The sequence below is a fragment of the Acetobacter sp. UBA5411 genome (genome assembly GCF_002409645.1).
Lineage (GTDB): Bacteria > Pseudomonadota > Alphaproteobacteria > Acetobacterales > Acetobacteraceae > Acetobacter.
The window spans coordinates 238,158-255,695 of the sequence record NZ_DHNR01000005.1 but is presented as its reverse complement, the minus strand read 5'-3'; the positions used below and the strand labels follow the sequence as shown (position 1 = coordinate 255,695).

Annotated in this window: 17 protein-coding genes; 14 read left to right on the top strand and 3 right to left on the bottom strand. The window is 52.7% G+C overall.

Annotation, left to right across the window (positions count from 1 at the left end):
* Positions 1–4: 4 nt before the first annotated feature.
* The 10 genes from B3759_RS01970 (at position 5) to B3759_RS01925 (ending at position 11,047) form a co-directional block, all read left to right on the top strand.
* Positions 5–721 (top strand): LON peptidase substrate-binding domain-containing protein, encoded by a 717-nt coding sequence (locus B3759_RS01970; RefSeq protein ID WP_010666733.1) that lies wholly within the window; start codon positions 5–7, stop codon positions 719–721.
* A gap of 29 nt (positions 722–750) precedes the next feature.
* Entirely contained in the window at positions 751–939 is a 189-nt protein-coding gene (locus tag B3759_RS01965) for a Trm112 family protein (RefSeq protein WP_010666732.1), read from the top strand.
* A 52-nt stretch (positions 940–991) separates the two neighbouring features.
* On the top strand, positions 992–1,315 hold the full coding sequence (locus B3759_RS01960) for a hypothetical protein (RefSeq protein WP_232091840.1): 324 nt from the start codon (positions 992–994) through the stop codon (positions 1,313–1,315).
* 105 nt (positions 1,316–1,420) lie between these two features.
* Positions 1,421–2,959 carry a hopanoid C-3 methylase HpnR gene (gene hpnR / locus B3759_RS01955; RefSeq protein ID WP_291363108.1) on the top strand — a complete coding sequence of 513 codons (1,539 nt, stop codon included), beginning with the start codon at positions 1,421–1,423 and terminating at the stop codon, positions 2,957–2,959.
* Between the two features lie 357 nt (positions 2,960–3,316).
* Entirely contained in the window at positions 3,317–4,825 is a 1,509-nt protein-coding gene (locus B3759_RS01950; protein ID WP_291363106.1) for an exopolysaccharide biosynthesis polyprenyl glycosylphosphotransferase, read from the top strand.
* A complete protein-coding gene (locus B3759_RS01945) occupies positions 4,815–5,630 on the top strand; it encodes a WecB/TagA/CpsF family glycosyltransferase (RefSeq protein ID WP_291363104.1) in 816 nt (271 codons plus the stop codon). The genes B3759_RS01950 and B3759_RS01945 overlap by 11 nt, the downstream gene beginning before the upstream one ends.
* A 56-nt stretch (positions 5,631–5,686) precedes the next feature.
* The gene (locus B3759_RS01940) at positions 5,687–7,894 is read left to right on the top strand and encodes a GumC family protein (RefSeq protein ID WP_291363102.1); all 2,208 of its coding nucleotides are present in this window, start codon (positions 5,687–5,689) and stop codon (positions 7,892–7,894) included.
* Between the two features lie 13 nt (positions 7,895–7,907).
* Positions 7,908–9,041, top strand: a complete 1,134-nt coding sequence (locus B3759_RS01935; RefSeq protein WP_291363100.1) for a glycosyltransferase family 4 protein — start codon at positions 7,908–7,910, stop codon at positions 9,039–9,041.
* 2 nt (positions 9,042–9,043) lie between these two features.
* The gene (locus B3759_RS01930) at positions 9,044–10,408 is read left to right on the top strand and encodes an outer membrane beta-barrel protein (RefSeq protein WP_291363098.1); all 1,365 of its coding nucleotides are present in this window, start codon (positions 9,044–9,046) and stop codon (positions 10,406–10,408) included.
* Positions 10,409–10,471: 63 nt separating this feature from the next.
* A complete protein-coding gene (locus tag B3759_RS01925) occupies positions 10,472–11,047 on the top strand; it encodes a polysaccharide biosynthesis/export family protein (protein ID WP_291363097.1) in 576 nt (191 codons plus the stop codon).
* Positions 11,048–11,738: 691 nt separating this feature from the next.
* Here the strand turns inward: B3759_RS01925 and B3759_RS01920 are convergent.
* A complete protein-coding gene (locus B3759_RS01920; RefSeq protein ID WP_018307807.1) occupies positions 11,739–12,050 on the bottom strand; it encodes a DUF2312 domain-containing protein in 312 nt (103 codons plus the stop codon).
* Positions 12,051–12,419: 369 nt separating this feature from the next.
* On the opposite strand from B3759_RS01920, the gene zwf reads away from it, so the two are divergent.
* From zwf to B3759_RS01900, 4 genes are all read left to right on the top strand, one after another.
* Positions 12,420–13,928, top strand: coding sequence for a glucose-6-phosphate dehydrogenase (gene zwf / locus B3759_RS01915; RefSeq protein WP_291363253.1), 1,509 nt, complete (start codon positions 12,420–12,422; stop codon positions 13,926–13,928).
* Positions 13,928–14,395, top strand: a complete 468-nt coding sequence (locus tag B3759_RS01910) for a hypothetical protein (RefSeq protein ID WP_099349313.1) — start codon at positions 13,928–13,930, stop codon at positions 14,393–14,395. The genes zwf and B3759_RS01910 overlap by 1 nt, the downstream gene beginning before the upstream one ends.
* Before the next feature lie 313 nt (positions 14,396–14,708).
* The gene (locus tag B3759_RS01905) at positions 14,709–15,110 is read left to right on the top strand and encodes a hypothetical protein (protein ID WP_291363092.1); all 402 of its coding nucleotides are present in this window, start codon (positions 14,709–14,711) and stop codon (positions 15,108–15,110) included.
* A 22-nt stretch (positions 15,111–15,132) separates the two neighbouring features.
* Positions 15,133–15,660: a histidine phosphatase family protein gene (locus B3759_RS01900; RefSeq protein ID WP_291363090.1), complete on the top strand. Its 528-nt coding sequence runs from the start codon at positions 15,133–15,135 to the stop codon at positions 15,658–15,660.
* Positions 15,661–15,734: 74 nt separating this feature from the next.
* On the opposite strand, the gene cobS is transcribed toward B3759_RS01900, so the two are convergent.
* Together cobS and cobT are read right to left on the bottom strand one after the other, a co-directional pair.
* Positions 15,735–16,520 (bottom strand): adenosylcobinamide-GDP ribazoletransferase, encoded by a 786-nt coding sequence (cobS, locus tag B3759_RS01895; protein WP_291363088.1) that lies wholly within the window; start codon positions 16,518–16,520, stop codon positions 15,735–15,737.
* The gene (gene cobT, locus B3759_RS01890) at positions 16,510–17,526 is read right to left on the bottom strand and encodes a nicotinate-nucleotide--dimethylbenzimidazole phosphoribosyltransferase (protein ID WP_291363086.1); all 1,017 of its coding nucleotides are present in this window, start codon (positions 17,524–17,526) and stop codon (positions 16,510–16,512) included. The genes cobS and cobT overlap by 11 nt, the downstream gene beginning before the upstream one ends.
* Positions 17,527–17,538: the final 12 nt, after the last annotated feature.

The following is a 17,538-nucleotide window of genomic DNA, read 5'->3' as shown; positions in this document are numbered from 1 at the left end:
AGGAATGGGTCTGGCTACCGGTTCTCACTTTTTCGATGACAATACCCCGCGGAGAGTGCCCCGCCTCGGTGACATCACCCTTGCGGACCTTCCAGCGGAAATAGGGCTGTTTCCCTTGTTCGGCACGTTGCTGCTACCACGGGGAAAGTTGCCACTGAATGTGTTTGAGCCGCGGTATATCGGACTGATTGAGGATGCGCTTGCCGATCAGAGACTGATCGGCATCATCCAGCCATTCAGCGAAATTGATGACGATGAGGATTTCGCTGCCGAGCCGCATCTGTTTGAGGTGGGGTGCATCGGTCGCATCACATCGTTTGTGGAGCGGCTGGACAATACATATGCCATTACACTGACGGGTATCAGTCGCTTCCGGTATCTGCGCGAGAGTGAAGGTGCGCGCGGTTATCGTCGCGCCCGTATCGATGTTTCTGCGTATGCAGGTGACCTGAACGAGATTCCTTCTGCGCCATTTGATCGGAAACTGCTGCTGGAATCGCTCAAGGAGTATTTTGAGTCCCGCGGCATGGGGGTGCGGTGGGAAGTGATCGATCAGATGGCGGATGACGCCCTTCTGGTTGCGCTGCCGATGATCTGTCCTTTCCCTTCGCCGGAAAAACAGGCATTGCTTGAGGCGGATACGCTGACCGAACGGGCGCGGGTGTTGCAGTCGCTTCTTGATCTCTCTGGATCACAGAACGGCGGCGCCCGGCCAGTATAGAATTTCTGTTTGTTTTTTTGGAGACAGTCATGACGACCACCGAGACTTCGCCCCCTCTGGATCAGCGGCTTCTGTCTCTCCTTGTCTGCCCGGTGACAAAAGGGCCGCTGATCTATGATCGTGAGGCTTCGGAGCTGATCAGCGAACGGGCCGGTCTGGCTTTCCCGGTTCGGGATGGGATTCCGATCATGCTGCCGGAAGAAGCCCGCGCACTTTGATCAGGACGTCTGCGGCTTAGAGAGTGCGATGTGTCGTCCGGCCATAATGAATGTGTCGCGATGGGTTCTGGTTTTCACGCCCGTCGCCTTTCTGGCATCCTGCGGGCTGTCCGGGACTGACCCGAGGGCCGGGGACAATATCGATGTTCCGCCGGAACGTCCCGGTCGCAATATTCCCGAAGCCGCTGAGGCGGAAGAGCGCCACGAGCGGGAGGCGAACTATAAGACGCCGCCTGCCGGCGGGGGTGTAAGGGAGGGCTATGAGCCTGCGCCTTATGCTGGCACAGCGATGCCGAAACCCGGCACATCCAACGCGACACCCGATACGGAAGTCACTTATGGGAAGCCGGATTCCGGGCAGAGCAAGCCTCGGTAACCTCTTAATGAATAGGAGGTATTTCCCTTAAACGTGTGACAATAGCTCTTATTTAGTCGACAATACGTAACAAGAATACTGAAGTGACATCCCGGAGGCGACACAATGAAACTTTTGGCGGTACATCCAAGCGCATTGATGTACACAAGAGTGTTTCTGAGACTGGAGCCTCTTGGGCTTGAGCTGGTAGCGGGTGCTGCGAGAAACGCAGGTCATGATGTGCAGCTCATAGATTTACAGGTTGAGAAGCATAAGGATTACTGGAAGCTGGTCGAGGAGTTCCGTCCTGACGCTATCTGCTTCTGCGGTAATTATCTGGCGAACATCCCTGAAATCGTCGATCTCTGTAAGGAGACAAAAGATCGTTTTCCGGATTGTTTCACCATCGTGGGAGGCCATTCCGTTTCCTTTATTCCGCAGGACGTTCTCGGTCTGTCGGAAGGCGCGATCGACTGTATTCTCAAGGGCGAAGGCGAGCCCAGCATTGGCCCGCTACTCGAAGGCTGGCTAAACGGGGATATTTCTCAGGTTCCGGGTGTTGTCACGACCAAGTTCGAAGGGCCGCCTCCGACATTCGTCAAAAGCCTTGACGAGGTACGGCCGGCCCGTGACCTGCTGCGTCACCGGAACAAGTATTTCATCGGCACGCTCGATCCGGCGGCTTCCATCGAATTTGCACGTGGCTGCCCTTGGGATTGCACGTTCTGTAGCGCTTGGACGTTCTATGGCCGTTCCTATCGTACGGCTGACCCGAAGGTCATCGCTGATGAGCTTGAAGCTCTGAAGGAGCCCGGCGTCTTCATCGTTGATGACGTTGCCTTTGTTCATGCCGAGCATGGTCTTGCGATCGCTGCGGAGATCCGTAAGCGTGGCATCAAGAAGGAATATTACCTTGAAACCCGTGCGGACGTTCTCCTCCGCAACAAGGAAGTGTTCAAGGAATGGAGTGAGATCGGCCTCAGTTATATCTTCATTGGTCTTGAAGCGGTCGATGAAGAGGGGCTGAAAAAGTTCCGTAAGCGTGTTTCTGTGGATCGCAACTTTGAAGCGCTGGAGTATGCCCGTTCACTGGGGCTGATGGTGGCGATCAACCTTATTGCAGACCCGTCATGGACAAAAGAGCGCTTTGAAACGATCCGTCAGTGGTGTCTGGAGATTCCGGATATCGTCAATATTTCGGTGACGACGCCTTATCCGGGCACCGAGATATGGCACAAGGAAGCGCGTCGTCTGACCACGCGCGATTATCGTTTGTTTGACATTCAGCACGCGGTTCTGCCGACGACTCTGTCTCTTCCCGAGTTTTATGAAGAGTTGGTGAAAACCCAGCAGGTTTTGAACACCAAGCACATGGGGTGGTCGGCTCTTCGCGACACGGTCGGTATCGCCGCCCGTCTGCTGAGCAAGGGGCAGACGAACTTCGTCAAGATGATCTGGAAGTTCAACTCCGTCTTCAATCCCAAGCTGCAGCTGGCGGATCATATGCGCAGGCCGCGCTATGAAATGCCGATTCAGCCGGACGTTGTTGATAAGATGAACGTCAAGGAACTGTATGTTCATGGTCCTGGAGGAAGAAAATCCCGTACTCTGGATGATGATACTGAAAAATTTGTGGATCAGACTCGTATGGGGGCTGAGGCCTGAAGTTATTTTTCAATGTAGGTGAAAACGGCTGGTTGTTACGGCGTTCCAGTCGTTTTTATGCATGTCCTTGTGGGTAGGGACGATTAATAAGACATCGGAATAAACATTGAGCGGATATCTTTGGACGTTTCGGGTTTCAGTTTTTTTTGAAACGTCCGGATAAAGATAGGCGTCAACGATTTGAAATATTCACTTCGTATGGTGTAAGGGCGCGTTTATAAATGGTTTCGTTGCAAATGCTTATCTTTCTCCTCTTGAGAAATCTGCAGCGGAGTTATATCTTTTTAAACCGCTCAGTGACGATGACTGATTGGGTGGTGTAAGGCCGTCCGCTATGTGTCGGGAGAGTGGATGCTGATGAGTGACCGGCGCTTGGTTGTGGACTCAGGTTATGCGGCCTCTGGCTTTGAGGAGACTCAGCCATTGGTGCAGACTCCGGCTATACGCCAATTATTGAGGGAGCCTTACCCTTATCTGCACAGTGTTCTGGCGATGGTCGTCCGCTGTCTGGATGCCATTTCCGTCGCTGCCGGAACGCTGGTTGCAGACTGGTTTGAGCAGAGCCCTTTTGCTCATTCTGGAGAAAGGGGCGTGGAGGCGGCTAGTTTGGTCGCTGTTGTAGTTTTCTGTCTTTTTCCAAAAAAGTCAAAGCTGCTTGCCTTTCCAAAAATCAGGCGCGCCAAAGCGCAGATTCGTTATCTGATTACGCCCGTTTTTGCTGCATGCATTGCGTATGTCTGTTTCTCGGCCATTCTGTTGTCGGATGGGATCGCGTCACTGAAAATGGCTGCCGTGTGGGCGCTGTTTGTATGTATTGCGCTTTCCGTCGAAAGGTCAGTGCTGACATTCTGCCTGCACCAGCCCTCCATCGTGGCCAAGCTGCGCCGTCGGGTTGCTATTGTGGGGACGGGAGCTGTGGCCACGGATCTGGTGAACCGCCTGTGTTCAGATGCAGGACAGGCCTATTCTCTCTTCGGTCAATTCGATGATGATTCACATTATGATGCTGATCGAAAACTGGATGGAACGCTTGATGATCTGATTCACAGGAGCCGTCGGGAGGCGCTGCATGCGATCATTCTGGCTTTTCCGGAAACGGGTGATTCAGAAACCAAGGTTCGTACTGTAGCGGTTGGTCTGAAACCTGTGCTTTCTGATATTTATGTCACGCCCCATCTCGTCTCTGGTTTTGACCGTGTTCTTCCCTGTGAATTTCTGGGTGAGAATGCGGTCTTTGTGATTCAGAGACGGCCGCTTTCCGATGTTCAGCTTATTGAGAAAGCGATCGTCGATTTTATTCTGGCTCTCTGCGTTTCCATCTTTCTCCTCCCGTTTCTCATCGGCGTTGCGATTGCCATAAAGTGTGATTCGAAAGGCCCTGTTTTCTTTCGACAGCCCCGGATCGGAAAGAATGGCAGGGAGTTCATGGTCTACAAGTTCCGTTCCATGCATACTCATATGTCGGATTTTATGGCGGAACGTCAGACAAGCCGTGACGATCCCCGTGTGACGCGTATCGGAAAATGGTTGCGACGTCTGAGTATTGACGAGGTTCCCCAACTGCTGAATGTGCTCAAGGGGGAAATGTCGCTGGTCGGCCCCAGACCTCATGCGCCTCACACCCGTGCCGGAGGTCTGTTGCTGGATGACGCTCTGGCCGAATATGTTTTGCGTTATCATGTCAAACCCGGCATCACCGGTTGGGCGCAGATCAATGGTGCCCGTGGTGAGCTTGTCACGATTGACGACCTGAAAAAGAGGGTGGCTTACGATCTTGATTATATCCGCCGCTGGTCTCTTGTCTTTGATTTCAGGATCATGATTCTGACCATCGTCAGGGAGGTCTTCAGTCGTCATGCATTCTGACGTTATGCCCAAGGAAAAGTACAAACGGTTCTGTGGCCATGATTACCCAGTCGTCGGGGTCATGGGGCTGAACCTGATGGATATTCCTCGTGAAGATATTGTCGCCTGTCTGATAGAAACTGTAAGGCAGAATGGTGCGGCGAGAGTTATCAATGCGAATGCCCACTGTGTAACGCTTTCTCAAAAGCAGCCTTGGCTCCGAGAGCTTTTTGATAAGGCTGAAATCGCGTTTTGCGATGGTGCCGGTGTCCAGTTGGCATCAATGTTCCTGACGGGCAAGAATCTGCACAGGACAACGCCACCCGAATGGATTGGCAACATGCTGTCTGCCCTAGGTGGGAAGGCAGATATTTTCTGGCTGGGCGGAGAGCAGGAAGTTGCTGAAAAAGGCGCGGCAGCCTTTGCCGCGAAATATGGCTGTCGGACTGCCGGTGTTCAGCATGGTTTTTTTGACGCCACTCCTGGCAGCCCGGAATCTGAGACGGTTCTCGCAAAGATTGTAGCGGCCAAACCATCGGTACTTCTGCTCAATATGGGCATGCCGCGTCAGGAACGATGGTTGTGGGATAATTGGGACAGACTTCCGCCAATGGTGGCGATCACGGCTGGTGCTCTCGTCGATCATGCTGCCGGACGTGTATCGCGGCCTCCGAGATGGGTTGCGAATCTGGGGCTTGAATGGCTAGTCAGACTGAGCCGTGAGCCAACAAGACTGTGGCGTCGATATCTGCTGGGGCTACCTCGTTTTGGCCTGTATGTACTGTGGTGGCGATTGTCTGCGTTACTTGGTAAAAAAATGGTGTAATCCACGGAGACGTGAGAACACTGATAGAATTTTGTTGGATGTAGGATCCTTCTGGTATGCTTGATCGACCACTGGACTGTACTTTCGAGCAGCCAAGAGCTGAACCTCCTCCGGTAGCCGCGGGGGCTTACGGCCTCACGATGCGTTATTTTTCGATGGGGTGGCGGCACCGTTATCTGTTCAGCACTGTCGCCTTGGGGATTTTTCTTCTGGGCACAGTGGCAGTGCTGTCTCTGAAGCGCTCTTTTATGGCCCCTGCAACCGTGGTTGTTACAACGCATGTTGTGGACCCGATGGCGCAGTCATCAGATGCAAGCCAGTCTATCGAAGATGATGAACCTGCCACACAGTCAGCGTTGATTGCCTCACGAGATGTCGCCGCTCTGGTTCTGAAAGAACTTCCGCCGCCGCCTGCGCCGGTATCGCATAACTGGCATCATTTTCTGTGTGAACATGGTGTCAGGCTGGGATGCGCAGCGGGGACGGAGGCAGCAAGCAATAGCGCTGATGTCATTGATCGGCAGATTGACGGTCTGCTGGCAAGTGTAACGGTGGAACCGGTGCCTAGATCCCGTATTCTTACGGTGACGGCAAAAGCCGATACAGGTGAACGGGCGGCTGCCGTGGCAAATGCGTTTGTCACCAATTACCAGAAGCTGGCGTTGAATCAGCAGCGGAGCGATTTGCAGCGTGAAGCGGAATGGCTGGATGACCGGACTGCCGCGCTTCGTCAGCGCTGGCTGGAAGCAGAGCGGGCTGCCAGCGCCTATAATGTCCAGCACGCTCTGGTCAACACAACGGGCGGGTCACCGCTTGTCGAACATCAAATCTCCGATATGGCTGTTAGTCTGGGGCAGGCGCAGACGCGTTACGCTGCTGCCCAAGCGCGGGTGTCTACCTTGAAAGCTGCTATACAGAGTGGTGATCCGCAGACACTTCTGTCTCTGGGTGAACAGCCTCTTGTAGTGGCGGCGGCGACGGCGTTGATGCAGGAAGAAAGCCAGAGGGCACAGAAGAGCGCTTCTTTTGGTCCCAATCATCCAGACGTTATTGCTTTTGATAAACAGATTGCCAGCAGTCGTGCGAATCTGGCCGCCGCCACCCGTAGAGCTCTCCTTTCGATTAATGGAGAACTTGCTTCTGCACGGGCTGATGTTGACCAATTGACGTCAGATCTTGATCGTCTTCGTGTCCAGTCAGGCAAGCAGAGTGGGGCGCAGGCGGAATACCGCACTCTCGATCAGGAATCACAAAGCGCACGCAGCATATACGAGGCTTTCCTTGAGCGGGCCAAGCAACTGACGGATCGCGTCGCCCTTCTTCAGCCTCCCATCATGTTTGTCTCACATGCAGCGGTTCCGGCAACGGCTACTTTTCCCAATCGCAAAAAGCTGATGATGGGCGTGATTGTCCTCGCTCTTGTCGGCGGCGTTGGTGCGGTCGCGCTGCGGATTTTCTTTTCTTCGGGCTTTACGGATCTGGATGAGTTCAGGGGCTTTGGCGGCATGCCTTTGCTGGCTGTTTTCCCCCGGATACAGGCGGGTCGGAAGAAATCTCCTGTCGATCTTATGCGGGACCACCCATTCTCTATGCCCGCTGAAGCTGTGAGGCAGCTGGGAGCTCAGCTTTCCATGGCCAGTGGTGGATCACGTAGTGGCGATGCGAGGATTGTCGCCATAACCTCGGCACTACCTGGCGATGGAAAGATGACGTTGGCTTCATGGCTCGCTGCAGCCACAGAGGAAGCTGGCGAAACGGCCTTGGTCATTGATACCGATTTCAGTCGTCGCGTTGGCCTTGATCGAAACAAGGCAGGTAGTTCTCTTGGGCTTTCAGATGTTCTGCAGGGAAAAGTCGCAGCCCGGAACGTCATTGTGCGTGATCAGAGCCGAGGCTGTGATGTCATGTCCGCCGGCACGCCGCGTGGCTATATCTTCGACCGGGCCGAGATTTCACAATTACAGGATCTGTTTCGTGATCTTTCCCGCTCTTATCGTGTGATCGTTCTTGTTACACCGCCTTTGGGTGTAACAGCCGGAGGTCTGTCGATGGCTTCTGTGGCGGATCAGACGCTTTTTGTCTGTCGCTGGGGACGCACGTCTCGGGAAACAACGGCTGCATGTATTGAGCGTCTACGGCTTTATGGAGCCAGACTGTCAGGCTTTGTGGTGACAGGTACTGATAGCGGCTCCTTCAATCTTCTTTGCGGTGCTCAGTTGACCCGACAGGAAACCCGACTGATCGCCCATCGGCGTCAGGCGTGAAAGACGTTACTGCGTGAAAATCATTCATGTTGTGAGACAGTTCAGTCCCTCAGTGGGAGGGCTGGAAGATTCTGTTCTGAGCCTTGCTTTTGAACAAAGGGCTATGGGCATTGATGCTCAGGTCATCACACTGAACACAGTGTTTAACAGGGAAGGGGTGTTGCCACCTCGTGAATCCATACAGGGTATTCCGGTCACGCGGGTTCCTTGGTGTGGATCTACCCGGTATCCGCTGGCTCCCAGCGTGATTGCACATATTGGGGGAGCAGACCTCATTCATGTGCATGCAATCGATTTCTTCTTTGATTTCTTTGCACTGACAAAGTTTCTGGTCAGAAAGCCTCTTGTTGTTTCTACGCATGGTGGTTTTTTCCATAGTGGTGCTTATGCAAAGCTCAAGAAGCTATGGTTCGCAACGCTGACACGGGCAAGCATCGCAGCATATGAGAAGGTTGTCGCCTGCAGTCAGAATGATGCGGATATTTTTGCTGAAGTGGCAAAAGGTCGTCTGATTACCATTGAGAATGGGATCAATCAGTCGAAGTTCTCTGATGCGGCTTCAAAGACACCTGTTCGGACACTGATAAGCTTTGGGAGATTTTCGCCACATAAACGTCTTGATCGTTTGTTTGATCTTCTGGCTGAATTGAAAAAACAGAATTCGGAATGGAAGCTGATTATCGCTGGAAGACCTGCGGAACAGTCTGTTTCAGATCTGGAAAAAATTGCGAAACGTGTCGGCGTGCAAGACGCCGTAGAGTTTATCTCAGAGCCTTCCGATGAAGAGTTGCGTGCTGCTCTTGCTTCCGCCAGTTGGTTTACGAGCTTTTCAGATCATGAAGGATTTGGTCTGGCCGCAGTGGAAGCCATGTCGGCTGGTCTTGTTCCGGTTCTTAGTGGGATAGCTCCCTTTCGTCGTTTGGTTGGCAAGACGGGGGCAGGGCTGTTGCTGGAAGAAAATGATATGGCAGGCTTGGCTGCTAAAATGGAAGCTAGGCAAACTGATTTTAAAACCATGGCGGATGCAAGAGCTTTTGCTATTTCAGGTGCTCGAAGTTACGATTGGAAGGATGTGGCTCGGCGGTATGTAGATGTGTACGCTGAGATTTTGCATGTGCCAATGATTTCGTCTGAACGTGTATCCTGAATATGATTTTCAAACCTCAATGCCGAAATGAAAACAAAAGGAAAATAGGGTTTTTATTTAATATACTGTTGTTTTCTATGGCAGTATGGGCTGTTTTGTATGTTCCAGTTGCACGGGCTCAGCTTGCTCAGCAATACTTCCCAAGTGAATTGCCTGGTTACTCTGCAGATTCAACCGGGAGTGTTTCTCTGAGAGAAATTGTACAGAATAAACACACTGGTATTCCTGTTGGAGCTTATATCCTTAAGCCTACGGCATCTCAACAGTTCGGCTATAGAACGAGTATTTTGGGTGTCCATCATACCTCTAGCGCTTCGCTCGTTACTTCGGCCGGACTGGGAGTGAATTCGAATTGGTCCAGACATGCTATTGGAGCGTCCATGTCTGTAACAAATCAGGCTTATCCGTCATTAAGTGCTGCTAATTACACAGACTGGTCTGCTGCTGTGGGAGGTATGCTCAACCTTCGTCGTGACACATTGTCTCTCGGATATTCTCATTCTTTGCGACATCTATCTGCAACGGATCTTGGTAACTTCGGGGTTGGCTATCCTGTACCTTATACCACAGACGACGTGCGGATGAGTTACCGTAAAAACTGGACACGTTTTGCTCTTATTCCCACAGCATCGTACGACAATTTTTCTTTTGGTCAAAGTCAGGGGGCTTTACCGGCAGCTTCGCGTAATATGGGTGCATTAAGCCATCAACTTGAAATGCAGGCACTTCAGGGACGTTTCGAAATCTCTAAAGGTAATGCGTTGATAGCAGTCCTGAAAGGCGCCGAAGCTCAATTCACTCCCCGAACTGGACAATTATCAAGTGATTATGTCAGTGGAGGCGGTTTTGTAGGTATTGATCTTCGTGCTGATCCTGTCCTGCAGTATCGTTTGTTGGCTGGAGGAGAAACCCGTCGTTTTATAAGAGGCGGGGGTAACCCTGTTACGACGCCAACAGCAGAAGCGCAGATATTATGGATGCCGGATAAACTGAATACCTTGACATTTTCTGGTCAGAGAGGGTTGTTTGATCCGACTTCTCCTTTTTCACGTAATCAGGTTATGTCAAGTGCGCAAATTGTTTGGGATCGTGAGTTGAGAAAGGATGTGTTTTTCCATGGAGGCGTGTCGTATGCGCGCACAGATTCCCGGTCATCTACTGCGGGAACCAGGTCACGCCAACAAAATCAGATTGGCTTCAGGGCTGCATTAGATTGGCAATTCACGCGCGATATTAAATTCACTTTGAATTATAGTCATACTTCCAGTTACACAAAGCATGGCGTGCCCGCCGTACTCGATAACGGTTTTTCTCATGCCACATTCACAAATAATTCCATAACGTTTGGTGTGGCGTTTGCACGTTGATCGATCGCCACGGTCGGTTTGCTTTACTTCTTTCTTTTCTCGGCAATGGAGTGCGATTACAGAATGTCGATAAGTCTCATACAGCGCTTTGTGGTGGTCGGCATATCTGGCCTGCTTCTGGCCGCATGTTCTCCAACGCATGGATTAAAACCGATCCCTCCGGTGACTGGTCCCTATCATCTGGGAGCCGGGGATCAGATCCGGGTTCTGACATATAATGACCCTCAATTGAGTAATTCTTTTTCTGTCAGTGATGCGGGCACGATTGCGTTTCCTTTATTGGGAACTGTTACAGCAGCAGGTCAGACACCATCAGATTTTGCTGCGTTTCTTGGCAATCAACTGGGAACGCGTGGTCTATTGCACAAACCAAGTGTTTCAGTAGAGGTGGCTCAATACAGGCCGGTATTTGTTCTTGGAGAGGTACAGAAACCCGGTCAGTATAACTATCTTCCCGGAATGACCATGGAGACAGTCGTGGCCCTTGCTGGGGGATATACCTATCGAGCCATAAAAAATCCGGCAAGTGTGGTCCGAACAGAAGGAACGCCGGATGGTCGCCCGATGAAGGGTAAAATTTCTGAAGAGACTTATCTCGCTCCGGGGGATGTCATTACAATCTATGAACGGTTTTTCTAAAACTTTTCAGAAAAACCGTTCATGAATCGTTCCTCATGTAATAAATGAGGATAGTGCTTGAAACAAAACCATTGAATCATTCATTCGATGGTTTTGTTTTGTAAAAGATGCAAGCAAGTGGAGCGATACCGCTACCTGTCCTTCAAGTCCAAGGATTAAAGCGCGTCCGTATTACAAGAAGTAGCGGCAGGTTTTATGAAGAGAAGTGATCAGCCATAAACCATATGACGCCAGCCCAAAAGGGTACACAGAAAGCGGCACCTACAGCTATGCCCTTAAAGGCTGATGAGCGTGGGTGTTCTCTCACTGGAGAATTTGATTGCGCCAGAAACTCGATAGACGTGTCCTGGCGGGCTGCTGGTCCCCACATTGTTAGCGGAAGCGTGTGTTTGGACGGAATCATGCCTGCATCACTGTGTAAAAATTTGATCCTTATCTAAATAACGAAACATTTATTAATAACGAGTTAAATAGATAAGCCGAATTTAACGACACTTATCTGTAGGGCTTTTGCTTGCTGAAATCTTTGAGGAGATCTTGTGAGGCATGTAAGACAATTTTTGTCATGGCCAATAATTTAAAAATACTTACAATATTTTATAAAATATAATTTTTATATAAGTATAATCTCCTACGCTTGAATTTAAAAATTATAAGCGCAGGAGGCTTTTATTACGAAAAAGAACCTGAATTACATTCCAAGTGCTCTTTTGTAGATATCAAGCAGTGTTTCCTGCTCCTCAATCTCGGAAGGCTCTTTCTTCCTCAGGCGCAGAATCTGCTTGATTGTGGCAACATCAAAACCCGCAGATTTTGCCTCGCTGAAAATATCTTTAATATCGCCGGCGAGCGCTTTGCGCTCCTCTTCAAGACGCTCCACCCGTTCAATTATGCTCCGCAGGCGATCGGCGGCAATACCACCGACATTCGATTCCGGATCAGCTGCCTGGCGGGCGCGGCTGGCGGCGGCATCGTCATCAATATCAAAAGGGACGTCAGACATGATTTCCTCGGTGGTCTCAATGGGCCGAAACGACTGGGTAGCCGCAGATAGCGGCCCTTATATGGTTAGTCAGCAAGCGGGGGTAGCCCGTAATTATGGTCGGACATGAGCTTGCCTCCTGTAACTCTATGTTTTGTATGTAAAAAATAATACAAAACACGGCATATGAGCCTGAAAAAACTTTCACGGGAAAAGAGACTTACGCTGTCCCGAGCCTCCAGCGGATTGCTTTCGTTGTGATTTGCTGGTCAATCAGACGTTCATGCCTCCCACGAATGAACCTGTGACGGGCTGGCTTGTTGTCTTCCTGGAGCATGGGACAAACCTTATGGATGGCAGAACGTAATGGAGAACGGGATGGCTGAACGGATGGATGCTACTGGCTCATCCAGCAGGATTCAGGCCGAAGGAAAGCTGGCTGCGTCAGAAGCAGTTGCCTTCGATTTTGTTATCGTCGGAGCGACCGGCGATCTGACCATGCGTAAGCTCCTTCCCGCTTTCTATGAGTGTTTCCGGCGCGGGCAGATCGAGAAAAGCACGAAAATTATCGGAGTCGCCCGCTCCGGATTGAGCGTCGAAGACTATCGCACGCGCGCTCATGAGGCTCTGAAAGGGTTCGTTGCGACCGCATCCTATGATGACGCCACAATCCAGGATTTTCTGGGGCTGGTGGAATATGTCTCGCTCGATATGTCGGATAAGGACGCTGACTGGACCGGGCTGAGAGGCCAGCTTTCCACGGAAAAGGATCGTCCACGGGTCTTTTATGTAGCGACAGCTCCGAAACTTTATGTTCCGACCGCAGATGCGATTGCTCATAACAAGCTTATCACTGACAGCAGCCGGATCGTTCTGGAAAAGCCGATCGGTACGGATCAGGCCACGGCAGCTGAGATCAACGATGGTGTTGGTCAGCATTTCACGGAAGAGCAGATCTTTCGCATAGACCATTATCTTGGCAAACAGACCGTACAGAATATTCTGGCGCTGCGGTTTGCCAACCCGATCCTTGAACGTGTGTGGAACACGGACTCCATTGCGCATGTGCAGATTACCGCCGCCGAAACGGTGGGCGTGGGTAAACGCGGACCATATTATGATAGTGCAGGCGCCCTGCGTGACATGGTGCAGAATCACCTACTGCAGGTGCTGAGCCTTGTTGCCATGGAGCCGCCGACGGCTTTTTCTGCCATGGATCTCAGAGATGAAAAGCTGAAGATCCTGCGGGCCCTGAAGCCGATGTCAGATCATGATATTGCGACTGATACCGTGCGCGCCCAGTATGGCGAGGGCCATGTCAATGGCAAGCTGATTCCCGGATATCTGGATGATCTTGGTGCGCCGAAGAGCACGACGGAAACCTATCTTGCCATAAGGGCAGAAATCCGGACCGCCCGCTGGGCCGGTGTGCCGTTCTACATTCGCACAGGCAAGCAGATGGCTCGCAAGGAAACGACGGTTGTCATCCAGTTCCGTCCGCAGCCGTGGGCTATTTTTACCGACAATCCCGAACCCAGTCAGCTTGTGCTGCGCATCCAGCCGAATGAGGGTGTTTCCCTGTCGCTCGCCAGCAAGGATCCTGCATCGGAGCAATATCGCCTCAGGGAAGCCGTGCTGGATGTGGATTATGTGAAGGCCTTCAACACCCGTTACCCGGACTCCTATGAGGATCTGCTGATGGCGGCCGTGCGTGGCGATCAGGTTCTGTTTATCCGACGGGATGAGGTCGAGGCATCCTGGCGCTGGATCGAGCCGATTCTTCATGGCTGGGAAGAGAACATCCGGCCTCTTGAAATCTATCCTGCCGGGACGCAGGGACCGGCCTCGTCAGATGAGTTGCTGGCGCGCGACGGATTTGTCTGGAAAGAAAATACTTGATGACGTCTCCTGTCACACCGGACTCAGGCAAAGGTCCCCGTCGTTTCACGAGTGGTCCTTTCAAGGGGCGCTCGCTGAAGCAGCATATCCTGCGTCGTCTGATTCTGGTTCTGCCCCTCAGTCTCCTGATGATTGTTCTGGCCAAATCAGGCTTCATGGACCGTCTTGTCGATCAGTATACTTTCAAACCGGCGAGCTGGTTTGATGATACGGCGCTGGTCAGGCATCTGCGCCAGACCATTACGCATAATGGCATGACGGGGGATCGTCCGGACTGTCTGCTGTTCATTGTGAACGGCAACAGCCCGCCAACGGCCACGATGATCGACGTGATGGAAAAGCATTCCGGCAACTGTCCAAACCCCGATACATCCCTGCCAAAACTGTTCAGCTTGCGTGTGGACAGGGTGGCGGCTCGTGTGGAAACCGATCAGGGCACACCGGGAGAATTTCACCGTCTCCCATAATTTTCGGTGTTCTGAAGCCGGGAGATTGTCCTCTTTGATAGGTCTGGGGCCCTGATGTGATGACAGATCACGATTTTTTTAGAGAAGATGGAAAACAGGTCTGTCTGGAAGGAGCCCACGTCTGCGGGTGACTTTTTGTGATGAGGACCTCGTAATCCGCTGCTGTGCGTCTGTCTGGGAGATTGTCTGAACTGGATAGGGTGGACGTGGCGGGGGAGGTAAGGCACATCTCTTGCTGAGAACTGTTTCAGGTCGGGATGTCTGGAGAAACTTGTTTGTTTTTTGATGTCCGGACAAACAAGGATGTAACATCATGCGTTTACGCTTTGCCGCTGCCTGCTCGGTCGTTGTCTGTGGTCTGTCTCTCGGGTTGAATGCACCGGCTCAGGCCGCCCCGAAAGCGGAAGCTGCCGAAAAATCTGTTCATTCAGCAGCATTTTTTTCAGGTGACTGGTCTTCCATGGGCACAGTCGTGACAATCGTCGCCAATCGGGCTGCCGGTCCGGCAAGTCGTCTCATTGTGCGTCTGCCCCGGAACCTTCAGAAGTCCGGTCAGGAGACATTCTCCCTGTCGCAGAAAAGCGCTGATGAGTGGAGCGGCGTCCAGAACAACGTAACGCTCTCCTTCAAGCTCGTGTCAGATAATTTTGGTGTTCTGTCGATGGTGGGTGACAAGCCCGACCATCACTACGAAATGCCTTTGTCCCGGATGTAATAAGACCTCACAGATAGGTCTTATGGTTATTCGATGCCTTGCCCGACATCCGTCTGTCGCGGTGCCTCAGGGTATCTGTTATGGGCAGGCAGATGTCGCGCTTGCTGCCGGTTGGGAGGATTTTGCCTTTCAATTAGCTGCTTCCCTGCGAAAAACAGGCATCCGAAGGCTGTTTGCTTCTCCCTTGTCGCGTTGTCGTATTCCCGCTCAATGGGTGGCTGCGCGTACGCAGTGTGAATTGCGTCTGGATGAACGTCTGAGAGAAATCAGTTTCGGGGAGTGGGAAATGTGTCCTTGGGACACTATCCCGCGCAATGCCCTGGATGAATGGGCTGCGGATTTACTGGGGTTCACACCGCCGCAGGGTGAAAGCGGTCAGAAACTCATTGGTCGGGTCACGAATTTTTGGAACGAGTGTGAGACTAGTCCATCTTGCGCAATCCTCTCGCATGGCGGGCCTTTGCGCGTTCTGGAAGCTCTTGCTGTAGGAAAGAGCGTCGATCTAAGTGTGCCTGCGATGCCCTTGGGTATGGTGAAGTTAATTCCGTAGCTCGCAGAGTGGAGTTTTAATAAGATCTGTATTTTTCAGATTTTTTCGAAAATATTATAAATATTCATGGAGTTTTATCCGGCCTGCGCGGTCAGGATGACAAGCACGGCAAGTTCCGCAAGCACGGCTTCTGCCCCAAGGATATCGCCGGTAAACCCGCCAATCTTTTTCATACTGAATCGATGCATCAGAAAGGTCACGAATAGGCACGTGGCAAATGGGGCAACGATTTTATCAGCAGGAATCAGCATCATCGCCAGCAGCAACGGCGTAAGGAGCGCCACTGCCAAAGGTCGGGGAGGCAGAGGAAACAGGGCGCTGGCAAGCCCATCCTGTCGCGCAGGCTTTCCCCACTTCAGTTCCAGTAGCATGGTCGCACGCGCGAGACTGCCTGCCAGAATCAGTGATGGAAACAGGAGAGTTGCGGGCAGGGAAGCCATACAGGCGCAGCGGAGCGCAACCGCAGTGCCCAACGCCAAGGCTCCATAGGAACCGATACGGCTGTCCCGCATGATATCCAGACGGCGCTCCGGTGTTCTGCCGCCGACCAGTCCGTCGGCACAATCCGCAAGCCCGTCCTCATGTAGACCGCCTGTGATCAGCAGTTGCACCATGACAGCGCAGATGGCCGAGACGGCTGGAGGAAGATGTGCGGCAGAGCCGACCCACATGGCGCATGCCGTCAGCCCGCCGATCAGGCCACCTGTAAGTGGCCAGACCCAGATCGAGCGGCGAAGATTGACGTCTGCCGCGTGTTTTTCGAGCCAGTGCAGAGGCAGGCGTGTGAACAGGCCAAGAGCCGCGAGAAGGTCGGCGGCGACACGCCCCGAAACCGATCTGTTGTTGCGATTATCCGGCAATCCCGGCCTCGGCAAAGGTGTGCATGCCGGTATGACAGGCGAGCGCCGCCCGCAGCAACGGCACAGCGAGAGTGGCGCCGGATGCTTCCCCCAGACGAAGACCAAAATCCAGAAGCGGTTTTTGTCCCAGAAGAGTCGCCAGACGTATGTGGCCAGGTTCGGCGGAGCAATGCGCGATCCGGCAGTGTGTCAATCCTTCAGGATGCAGGACATGAAGGGGAGCAACGGCGGCCGTGCAGACGAAACCGTCCAGAAGCACGGGAATACCATGCATTCTTGCGGCAATGACGGCTCCCATAATGGCCGCGAGTTCATGACCGCCCAGTCGCCGTGCGACCTGTAGCGGGTCGGTGAAAGAGGTGCGATGGAGTTCCAGCGCACGGTTGATGGCTGAAATCTTGCGCGCCATCGCGTCATCGTCATTGCCTGCGCCGCGTCCGGCCCACTCTTTTCCGTCACCACCGAAGAGTGCGGCCGAAAGTGCTGCGGCAGGTGTTGTATTGCCGATGCCCATTTCGCCCAGGCAGAGCAGGTCGGTTTCGGGTGAAACGGCCTTGAAGCCGCGGATGAGCGTCCGCAGAAACGTCTCATCGTCCATGGCTGCGGTCTGCGTGAAATCCGCTGTTGGGCGAAGATCTTCCAGCGTTTCCACAGTCAGGGTTGTCTCGGCATACCGGGAAAGCTGATTGATGGCCGCACCGCCATTACGGAAATTCTGAACCATCAGGGCGGTCACATCCGATAGCCACGCCGAGACGCCCTGCGCTGCGACGCCGTGATTGCCTGCGAAGATGATCGTCTGGACGCGTTCAAGTCGTGGAGTGCTGCGCCGTTGCCACGCGCCAAGCCATGAGGTCAGTTCTTCCAGTCGCCCAAGACTGCCGGCTGGTTTGGTGAGTGTGGCCTCACGCTCGGCAATCTGGTTTATGACGACGGTATCGCTGGATGCGGGTTCGCGACACAGGGCGCGCAGACTGTCTATGTCTGTAAAAGGGGGCGTGCTCATGGACAGAGACAT

Excerpts from the sequence above, each read along its gene's own strand:
- B3759_RS01970 (WP_010666733.1), top strand. The coding sequence starts at position 5 with ATGGGTCTGGCTACCGGTTCTCACTTTTTCGATGACAATACCCCGCGG.
- B3759_RS01965 (WP_010666732.1), top strand. The coding sequence starts at position 751 with ATGACGACCACCGAGACTTCGCCCCCTCTGGATCAGCGGCTTCTGTCT.
- hpnR (WP_291363108.1), top strand. The coding sequence starts at position 1,421 with ATGAAACTTTTGGCGGTACATCCAAGCGCATTGATGTACACAAGAGTG.
- B3759_RS01950 (WP_291363106.1), top strand. The coding sequence starts at position 3,317 with ATGAGTGACCGGCGCTTGGTTGTGGACTCAGGTTATGCGGCCTCTGGC.
- B3759_RS01945 (WP_291363104.1), top strand. The coding sequence starts at position 4,815 with ATGCATTCTGACGTTATGCCCAAGGAAAAGTACAAACGGTTCTGTGGC.
- B3759_RS01940 (WP_291363102.1), top strand. The coding sequence starts at position 5,687 with ATGCTTGATCGACCACTGGACTGTACTTTCGAGCAGCCAAGAGCTGAA.
- B3759_RS01930 (WP_291363098.1), top strand. The coding sequence starts at position 9,044 with ATGATTTTCAAACCTCAATGCCGAAATGAAAACAAAAGGAAAATAGGG.
- B3759_RS01925 (WP_291363097.1), top strand. The coding sequence starts at position 10,472 with ATGTCGATAAGTCTCATACAGCGCTTTGTGGTGGTCGGCATATCTGGC.
- B3759_RS01920 (WP_018307807.1), bottom strand. The coding sequence starts at position 12,050 with ATGTCTGACGTCCCTTTTGATATTGATGACGATGCCGCCGCCAGCCGC.
- zwf (WP_291363253.1), top strand. The coding sequence starts at position 12,420 with ATGGATGCTACTGGCTCATCCAGCAGGATTCAGGCCGAAGGAAAGCTG.
- B3759_RS01910 (WP_099349313.1), top strand. The coding sequence starts at position 13,928 with ATGACGTCTCCTGTCACACCGGACTCAGGCAAAGGTCCCCGTCGTTTC.
- B3759_RS01905 (WP_291363092.1), top strand. The coding sequence starts at position 14,709 with ATGCGTTTACGCTTTGCCGCTGCCTGCTCGGTCGTTGTCTGTGGTCTG.
- B3759_RS01900 (WP_291363090.1), top strand. The coding sequence starts at position 15,133 with ATGGTTATTCGATGCCTTGCCCGACATCCGTCTGTCGCGGTGCCTCAG.
- cobT (WP_291363086.1), bottom strand. The coding sequence starts at position 17,526 with ATGAGCACGCCCCCTTTTACAGACATAGACAGTCTGCGCGCCCTGTGT.